Genomic DNA, 8487 nt, shown 5'->3' on the forward strand with positions numbered 1-8487 from the left:
ATCATGCTGACGTTGAACACGCCGGCGACGTTCATTGCCATCCAGGTCGGCGCCAGGCTCGGCGGCGCGGACATGATGCCCTCGTAATGGACCAAACCCAGGCCCCAACCGGCGAGGGTAACGGTGATGATGCTGATCAGGATCGCGCCGAATACGCGGTGGTAACTGAGGATCGCGATCATGAGGAAGCAGATCGCGGCGAGCAACGGGCCGGGTTCGCGCAGCGAGCCAAGTTTGATCAGCGTTGCCGGGCTGTCGACGACGATGCTGGCAGTCTTCAGCCCGATCAGGCCCAGAAACAGACCGACACCGGCGCCCATGGCAAACCGCAGGCTGACCGGAATGCTGTTGAGCAGCCACTCGCGAATCCGCGAAAAGGTCAGGAACATGAACAGCACGCCGGAGACGAACACCGCGCCGAGGGCGGTTTCCCAGTTGTAGCCCATGGTGCCGACCACGGTGTAAGTGAAGAAAGCATTGAGGCCCATGCCCGGCGCCAGGCCGACCGGCCAGTTGGCGTAGAGCCCCATCAACAGGCAGCCGAGCGCGGCGGCGATGCAGGTGGCGACGAAGGCTGCACCGTGATCGATCCCGGCATCGGCCATGATGTTCGGGTTGACGAAAATGATGTAAGCCATGGTGATGAAGGTTGTCAGACCGGCAATCAGCTCGGTCTTCACCGTGGTGCCATGCAAGCTGAGTTTGAACAGACGCTCCAGCAGGCCATTGCGTAATGGCGGCGTGAGCTCGAGCGGCGGTGCTTCGGATTTGCGGCTTTCCACAGCGAGTACTCCTCAAGAGTTTTATTGTTATTTCCAGGGCCGGACCCATGAGGGGTGGCAGCGGCCCTTTGAGGCATACGCGAATTTGTTGACCGTGTAGTCAGGAACTCGCACGCAGTGGATTATGCTTTTGTGTACAAATAAAGCAAATATTGTTTTGGTTTTTGTCGCCGATTTTTTTGCTGATAGGGATATATGGCCATCCTGGATGGCTTCGCGAGCAGGCTCGCTCCCACCTTTGAAAAGCGTTCCCATGTGGGAGCGAGCCTGCTCGCGGAGAGGACGGTCCTGTCACTCGAGATGCGTCTGACTGCCCCCAAGCGCCAGATTCACCGCCAACCACCCATTCACCGCCGCTTCCCCAGCCTCGGCAAACACCCGCTCAAGCAATTTCACCTGCTCACGGCGCAACGCCTGCTCGAACTTCGCGCCTTCCGCGGTCAGCTCAAGCAGGCGCTTACGCTTGTCCGTCTGTGAAGCGACGCTGTCGACCAGATGCATTTCTTGCAACTGGCGCAGGGGCATGTTCAACGCTTGTTTGCTCACGCCCAGCAGGGCCAGCAACTCTTTTACACTCAGGTTCGGATAGCGCGCGATGAAAAACACGATGCGCTGATGCACCCGCGAGAGTCCGCGGCGCTCGAGCATTTCATCCGCCTTGGCCGTGAACGCCTGATAGCCGAAGAAGAACGCTTCCATGGCCTGTTGCTGACTAGTGGGGTTTTTAAGGTCAAGCATGTTGACGTACTCGCTCAAGCTGTCGTAGTTTCAGTCAACCAGTTTGACTCATTTTTTACCTGCCTCGCTACGGTGACCACCATGGCTTTTTCCGAACGTGTCTCGCGCCTGAAAAGTTCTTTGATCCGAGAAATCCTCGCCGCCGCCCAGCGTCCAGAGGTGATGTCATTCGCCGGCGGCCTGCCTGCTGAAGCGATGTTGCCGAAGGTGAAGTGGGACGAGATGCCGATATCCCTTGGTCAGTACGGCATGAGCGAAGGCGAGCCGGCCTTGCGCGAGGCGCTGGCGGCAGAGGCGAGGGCGCTGGGCCTTGAATGCGAGGCGAGTCAGGTGCTGGTGGTCAGCGGCTCGCAGCAAACCCTGGATCTGGCGGCCAAGCTGTACATCGACAAGGGCACGGAAATTCTGTTGGAGGCGCCGACTTATCTGGCCGCGCTGCAAATCTTCCAGCTGTTCGGCGCCGACTGCCTGACTGTGGCGCAGGAAGCCGACGGCCCAAATCTGGCGCAATTGCGTAATCGTTTAGAGCAGCATCGCCCGGCGTTTATCTACCTGATCCCGACTTTCCAGAATCCTTCCGCCGTGCGCTACAGCGAGGCCAAGCGCGCAGCGGTCGCGGCATTGCTCGATGAATTTGGCGTCACGCTGATTGAAGATGAGCCATACCGCGAACTGACTTTCGATGGTGGCAGCGCGAAGCCGATTGCCGCGCGTCTGAGAAAAGCCAGCTGGATCTACACCGGCACCGTCTCGAAAACCTTGCTCCCGGGTTTGCGTGTCGGTTACTTGATCGCCAGTCCGGATCTGTTCCCGCACCTGCTCAAACTCAAGCAATCGGCGGACCTGCACACCAATCGCATCGGCCAGTGGCAGGCGCTGCAATGGATCGGCTCGCAGAAGTATCAACAGCATTTGAGCGAGTTGCGGGATTTCTATCGGCAGCGGCGCGACGCGTTTCAGTTGGCGCTGGAACTGCATTTTACCGATCTGGCTGAGTGGAACATGCCCCAGGGCGGGCTGTTTTTTTGGCTGACGTTGAAGCAACCGCTGGACACCCGGTCATTGCTCAATGAGGCGTTGGCCAATGATGTGGCATTCATGCCCGGTGAGCCGTTCTTTCCTGAGCCGGACAAGCATCATGGGCATTTGCGCTTGAACTTCAGCCACATTGATCCGGCGCGGCTGGATGAGGGGTTGAAGCGGTTGGCGGCGGTGGTGCGGCGGGCGCAGATGGAGAGGGCGGCCTAGCAAAAACGCCGGCTCAAGGGCCGGCGTTGTCAGTGCGGGCCTCTTCGCGAGCAGGCTCGCTCCCACAGGACGGGATGCGTTTCAAGGGTGGGAGCGAGCCTGCTCGCGAAAGCGGCTAGCGCTCCAACCCATTAACATCAGACCGCCGCAAACCGCTTATCCAGGTAATCGATAATCACCTTGGATTCATACATCCAGGTGGTTTGCCCATTCTCGTCGATACGCAGGCAAGGCACTTTGATTCGGCCACCCTGTTCCAGCAGAGTCTGGCGATCCTGCTCGTTGTTCTTCGCGTCTTTCAGTGCCACCGGCACATTCAGACGATGCAGGGCGCGGCGGGTTTTCACGCAGAAGGGGCAGGCGTGAAACTGATACAGCGTCAGATCTTTCGCGGCAGCGTCGACTTGCGCCTGAGCAGCAGCGGGGCGTTTTTTCTTGCCCGGGCGGGTGATGAAATCGATGAAGATAACCAGTTGGCCGAGGCCGACACGAAGCGCTTTGACGAACACGTTGAAAGCCTCACGGTGCAAATGAAGAAAGGCGCGCAGCTTACCCGATTTTTCACAGGCGAAAAAAAACCGGCGATCAACGCCGGTTCTTTTCTGTTGCGAATTACTTGATGAGGCTGAGGAATTCGCTACGGGTTGCCGCGTTTTCACGGAATTCACCGAGCATCACCGAAGTGATCATCGACGAATTCTGCTTTTCGACGCCGCGCATCATCATGCACATGTGCTTGGCTTCGATCACCACGGCCACGCCCAGCGCGCCGGTCACTTGCATCACGGCATCGGCGATCTGGCGGCTGAGGTTTTCCTGAATCTGCAGGCGGCGCGCGTACATATCGACGATCCGCGCAACCTTCGACAGGCCCAGCACTTTGCCGCTCGGGATATAGGCGACATGCGCCTTGCCGATGAACGGCAGCAGGTGGTGTTCGCACAACGAATACAGCTCGATGTCCTTGACCAGCACCATTTCGCTGTTGTCGGAGCTGAACAGGGCACCATTGGTGACCTCTTCGAGCGTCTGTGCATAACCACGGCAGAGGTACTGCATGGCTTTGGCGGCACGCTTTGGCGTGTCGAGCAGGCCCTCGCGGGACACGTCCTCGCCCAATTGGCCGAGAATCGCGGTGTAATTCTGTTCCAGGGACATGAAACTACCTGTGGGGATTTTCGCAAAGGGCAAGGGTACGGTGGCGGACACAACCCTGCAAGTTCGGTGTGACGGCTTTATTCGTCGCGGCCTTCCATCATCGTCCGTTTCAGCATCACATAAACCGCGCCGGCGCCGCCGTGGCGGGCCTGGCAGGAGCAGAAACCGAGCACTTGCGCATGCTGGCGCAGCCAGGTGTTGACGTGGCTTTTGATCATCGGCCGCTTGCCATCCAGGCGCACAGCCTTGCCATGAGTCACGCGTACGCAGCGGATTTCGAATTTGGTTGCTTCGGCGAGAAAGGCCCAGAGTGTTTCCCGGGCCTTTTCCACGCTCATGCCGTGCAGGTCGAGACTGCCTTCGAACGGGATCTGCCCGACCTTGAGCTTGCGCATCTGGCTTTCCTGCACGCCGTCGCGGGACCACATCAGCTCGTCTTCCGGGCCGACGTCGATCACGAACTGGTCGGACAAGCCGTCAATGATGGTGGTGTCGCTGCGCACGGTGGCGGACTGACGCAGCTTGGCGATCTGCGCGCGGTCAGCCTTGGGTTTGCCGGTGTCGGCGCGGTCGTGCTTGATCGGTTTGACGCCCTGGATCGCACTTTTGAACAGAGAAAAATCGTCGTCTTGCATGTCAGCCTCCGCGAAGGGCGGCCAGTTTACCCAAGTCGACAGAAAACGGCCCGGCAAAAAGCCAGGCCGTTGGGTCAGTCGTGTTTTTTCATCAGATGCGGGGACATGTTCAGTTCCCGCGATTGCCGTGCGCGACGGCGGCAGCGGCGCCACAGAGCAACGCCGAAGTACAGAAACAGCAAGCCGACGGCAAGCATGATTGCCGAGCCCAGCGGTGATGCGTTCAGGTCACCCAGCGCCGGCGGGCGGCCGAGCAGGCTGGCGGCGCCGGCCATCGCCAGCAGCACGCCGAACGTCGCCAGAATGGCCGAGATCGCCGCGCCAAATCGAAAACGCCAGTTGCTTTGGCCTTTGGGCCGCAAACGGCGTGCGTCAAATCCATCGGATAACTTCATTCCGACCTTCCTCAATGGTATCGGCCCTTCGACCGGGAGTTGACCGGGTTGTTCCTGAGGCTATGGCATTTGCGGCAAATCAGCGGATATAGCGGATGAGCGGCGCCAATGCACCGCTCACAAGGACGGGATCAGATCAGGTCCTGAGTCTTGGCCAGCGTGGCGAAGTTGTCGGCCATGATCGCCATTTCCGCTTCCTGCACGCGTTCGGCGCTGAGCACGCCGCCCTTGAACGGCAGATCGCGGGTCGCGCAGGCGTCTTCGACCAGGGTGCAGCGGAAACCGAGGTTCTTTGCCGCGCGCACGGTGGTGCTGACGCTGGAGTGACTCATGAAGCCGCAAACGATCAGGTCCAGCGAGCCGAGGTTCTGCAGGCGCTCGAGCAGTTCGGTGCCATGGAACGCGCTCGGCAGCAGTTTGCCGATAATGGTTTCATCGCCTTGCGGTTCGAGACCGGGGATGAATTCGCCGCGTTCGCCCTGCGGGTCGAACAGGCCACCAACGGTGCCGAGATGACGCACGTGCACGATCGGCCGACCGGCGGCACGGGCTGCGGCAACCACTTGTTTGATGTTCGCGACGGCCGCGTCCATGCCGCTCAGGGCCAGCGGGCCACTGAGGTATTCCTTCTGGGCATCGATGATGACCACGGTGGCATGGCTCAGGGTGGCCGCTGCGTAACCGCGACCGCTGAGTTGAAACATCGTTTTTGGAACGGACATTCTGGGGCTCCTCGGGGTGGGGCTTTTGCGACATTGTCCTCTGGCTGAGCGGTTCTGTGAATCGCTACCATCGTAGGCGCCGTCGTTCTTGGCCTGCAGCCTTGTCAAGTTACACGTTCCGTTCAATGCCTGATGCAAAAAAAAGAAAACTCCTACCGGAACCGCGTGGTTTTTCCTGCGTCGTCGTCGCGCGTTTTGGCTGCTAGAATCGCCAGTCGTTTTTTCTGGAGTTCTACGCCGTGATCACTTCCCGACTTCGTACCCTGCGCGACCACATCCGTTGGGCCGTCAGCCGCTTCCATGGGGAGGATCTGTTTTTCGGTCATGGCACCGACAACGCCTGGGACGAGGCGCGTCAGCTGGTACTGGGCGCTTTGCACCTGCCTTGGGAAATCGCCGACAGCTATCTTGATTGCGCGCTGGAAGATGACGAACTGGTCAATCTGCAGCGCTTGCTCAAGCGCCGCATCGAAGATCGCGTTCCCACCGCCTATCTGCTCGGCGAGGCGTGGTTCTGCGGCATGTCGTTCATCGTCGACCCGCGCGTGCTGATCCCGCGTTCGCCGATTGGTGAACTGATCGAAAACCGCTTTGCGCCGTGGATTGGCAACGAACCGGCGCGGATTCTCGACCTGTGCACGGGTTCCGGCTGCATCGGCATTGCCTGCGCTTACGAATTCCAGAATGCCGAAGTGGTGCTCGCGGACCTGTCGTTCGAGGCGCTGGAAGTGGCCAACCAGAACATCGAGCGCCATGGCGTCGATGAGCGCGTCTACACCGTGCAGGGTGATGGCTTCGATGGTTTGCCGGGTCAGCGTTTCGATCTGATCGTGTCGAACCCGCCCTACGTCGACGCCGAAGATTTCGCCGACATGCCGGACGAATATCAGCACGAGCCGGAACTGGGCCTGGCCTGCGGTGATGATGGTCTGAATCTGGTCCGGCGCATGCTCGCCGAAGCGGCGGATCACCTGACCGAGAAAGGTTTGTTGATTGTCGAGGTGGGCAACAGCCAGGTGCACGTCGAGGCGTTGTACCCGGAAGTCGATTTCGCCTGGCTGGAGTTCCAGCGCGGCGGGCATGGCGTGTTCATGCTGACAGCCGAGCAGTGCCGCGCGCATCAGGCCCTGTTCGCGTCCCGCGTCTAAGGTTGTGACTGATCGTTCCCACGCTCCGCGTGGGAACGATCAGTACGCGCTCAAGCCCTCAGCGGTGCGTAGCAATCCAGATCAACAACCCCGCCTGAAACACCGCAAACGCCACCAGACACGTAATGGTGAAACGCAACCCGGCATCTTCGCGCTTGAACTTGCTGACTTTTTCTTCCTGCTTCTTCAGCTTCACTTCCTGCTCGGCGAGATTCTGTTCGGCCTGCTGGAGCATCTGCGCGGCTTCAAGAATTTCGACGATCTGCAGCTTTTCGCTGTTCCAGTCACCCAGCAGATCACCGACCTGCACCGCCTTGATGCTGCCTTTCAAATGCTGGGCATCGGCGTAAGCCACATCGAAACCGTGCACGCGCAGGAAATGGTCGCGGCGCAAGCGAGTGTCTTCGTTTAGCGCGTCCTTGTTGTTCAGGTCCATGCCGTCGACGATGTAGCCGGGCCAGCGTTTTTTCGCCCAGTTGATGCCTTGCGCGGCCATGAAACGACCAATGCCGCGGTTCAGCGGTTCGATCTGCAAGCCACTGTCGGGACCGAAACTCACACGTTTGCTCGCGTGGTCGACCCACACATCGAGATGATTCTGCTCTTTGCGCACGCGCTGATTGGGCAGTTTGATCGCCATGCGCATCAGGCTGCGTTCTTTGCTGTTGCGCTCGGCGTAACCGAATTCGACAAAGCGCAACGGCCGGCCGCCGGTGTTGCGGTCGGTCTGCAGCGGCGCCAGGCGGAGCATCTTGTGGTGCTCGGCCTGAACGTCCGCCCACGGCAGTTCGACCGCTGGCGGTGCGTCTTTTTCAGCGCTGGTGTCGGGTGAAGTCTGGGTTTCAGTCATAACGGCGAGATCCTGTCCAAGCCCTGCTTGCCGCCAGACGTTGCGCTGGCGGCAAAGGCTTATCGGCCGTTTTCTGTGAGGCTGGAGGGTAAAACGCAGTTAACTTGCACGAATTCCGTCAATAAATTCGATGACGGCAGCGCCCAGTTCGGCGGCCAGGGGCAAATTCGGGTCCTTGTAGGAGGCCAATTGCCGCTTCATGTCGTTGTGGACGATGCGCAGCACATGGTTCATGCCTTCGATCACCGTCAGTTGCGCGTCCGGTTTCGCCGCCTTGAGCAGCTTCGCGTCTTCGGTGCCGACCTGAATGTCGTTGCTGCCCTGGACGATCAGTGCCGGCATTTTCAGCTGGGCAAAGGCTTGCGCCGGGTCCTGACGGAACAGCGAAATCAGGTACGGCTGCACGCTCGGGCGGAAGATCACCTGCAACGGTTGCGGCACGTTGTCATCGGTGTGGCCGGCCTTGAGGCTGTCGAGCAGTTCGTTGCTGCGCAGCATCAGTGGCGGCGGCAGGCTGCGCGCCAGTTGCTCGCGGATCACTTCATCGACCGGCCGCGCGCTGCCGGACAGCGAGATCACCGCCGCTGCGTCCAGCTTCGGCGCGGCGAGACTGGCAATCAGCGCGCCTTCGCTGTGGCCGAGCAGAATCAGTTTGCCGAAACGCGGATCGGCCTTGAGCTTCTGCCCCCACGCCACGGCATCCGCCGCATAGCCCTCGACTGACAGCTCACGTTCATCGGGAGCGGCCGCCAGACTCGCCGCGACGCCGCGCTTGTCGTAGCGCACGCTGGCGATGTTGTGTTTGGCCAGC

The 8487-nt window shown here is 60.1% G+C and carries 11 protein-coding genes; 2 read left to right on the top strand and 9 right to left on the bottom strand.

All coding sequences use genetic code 11. From position 1 onward, the window contains the following. Positions 1 to 782: NCS2 family permease (locus OQK_RS18980; RefSeq protein ID WP_038861394.1), on the bottom strand; the 782-nt coding region annotated here is incomplete at its 3' end. Between the two features lie 291 nt (positions 783 to 1073). Beyond that, positions 1074 to 1520 (bottom strand): MarR family winged helix-turn-helix transcriptional regulator, encoded by a 447-nt coding sequence (locus OQK_RS18985; protein WP_038861968.1) that lies wholly within the window; start codon positions 1518 to 1520, stop codon positions 1074 to 1076. A gap of 81 nt (positions 1521 to 1601) precedes the next feature. On the opposite strand from OQK_RS18985, the gene OQK_RS18990 reads away from it, so the two are divergent. Then, complete coding sequence (locus OQK_RS18990) at positions 1602 to 2768, top strand: aminotransferase-like domain-containing protein (protein WP_016773767.1); 1167 nt, start codon at positions 1602 to 1604, stop codon at positions 2766 to 2768. A gap of 137 nt (positions 2769 to 2905) precedes the next feature. Here OQK_RS18990 and OQK_RS18995 read toward each other — a convergent pair whose 3' ends face one another. From OQK_RS18995 to OQK_RS19015, 5 genes are all read right to left on the bottom strand, one after another. Beyond that, positions 2906 to 3277, bottom strand: coding sequence for a glutathione S-transferase N-terminal domain-containing protein (locus OQK_RS18995; RefSeq protein WP_016773768.1), 372 nt, complete (start codon positions 3275 to 3277; stop codon positions 2906 to 2908). Positions 3278 to 3380: 103 nt separating this feature from the next. Further along, on the bottom strand, positions 3381 to 3926 hold the full coding sequence (gene folE / locus OQK_RS19000; protein ID WP_016773769.1) for a GTP cyclohydrolase I FolE: 546 nt from the start codon (positions 3924 to 3926) through the stop codon (positions 3381 to 3383). Between the two features lie 77 nt (positions 3927 to 4003). After that, positions 4004 to 4561 (bottom strand): Smr/MutS family protein, encoded by a 558-nt coding sequence (locus OQK_RS19005; RefSeq protein WP_016773770.1) that lies wholly within the window; start codon positions 4559 to 4561, stop codon positions 4004 to 4006. A gap of 74 nt (positions 4562 to 4635) precedes the next feature. Beyond that, a complete protein-coding gene (locus OQK_RS19010; RefSeq protein ID WP_016773771.1) occupies positions 4636 to 4956 on the bottom strand; it encodes a hypothetical protein in 321 nt (106 codons plus the stop codon). Between the two features lie 131 nt (positions 4957 to 5087). Next, entirely contained in the window at positions 5088 to 5678 is a 591-nt protein-coding gene (locus OQK_RS19015; RefSeq protein WP_016773772.1) for a cysteine hydrolase family protein, read from the bottom strand. Positions 5679 to 5917: 239 nt separating this feature from the next. Between OQK_RS19015 and prmB the strand changes: the two genes are divergently transcribed. After that, positions 5918 to 6826, top strand: a complete 909-nt coding sequence (gene prmB, locus OQK_RS19020; RefSeq protein WP_016773773.1) for a 50S ribosomal protein L3 N(5)-glutamine methyltransferase — start codon at positions 5918 to 5920, stop codon at positions 6824 to 6826. 58 nt (positions 6827 to 6884) lie between these two features. On the opposite strand, the gene OQK_RS19025 is transcribed toward prmB, so the two are convergent. Together OQK_RS19025 and OQK_RS19030 are read right to left on the bottom strand one after the other, a co-directional pair. After that, positions 6885 to 7676: a hypothetical protein gene (locus tag OQK_RS19025; RefSeq protein WP_016773774.1), complete on the bottom strand. Its 792-nt coding sequence runs from the start codon at positions 7674 to 7676 to the stop codon at positions 6885 to 6887. A 99-nt stretch (positions 7677 to 7775) separates the two neighbouring features. Next, a partial coding sequence (locus tag OQK_RS19030) for an alpha/beta hydrolase (RefSeq protein WP_038861396.1) occupies positions 7776 to 8487 on the bottom strand: 712 nt, incomplete at its 5' end.

Origin of the sequence: Pseudomonas sp. R62 (assembly GCF_000257605.1) — a bacterium.
Lineage (GTDB): Bacteria > Pseudomonadota > Gammaproteobacteria > Pseudomonadales > Pseudomonadaceae > Aquipseudomonas > Aquipseudomonas atacamensis.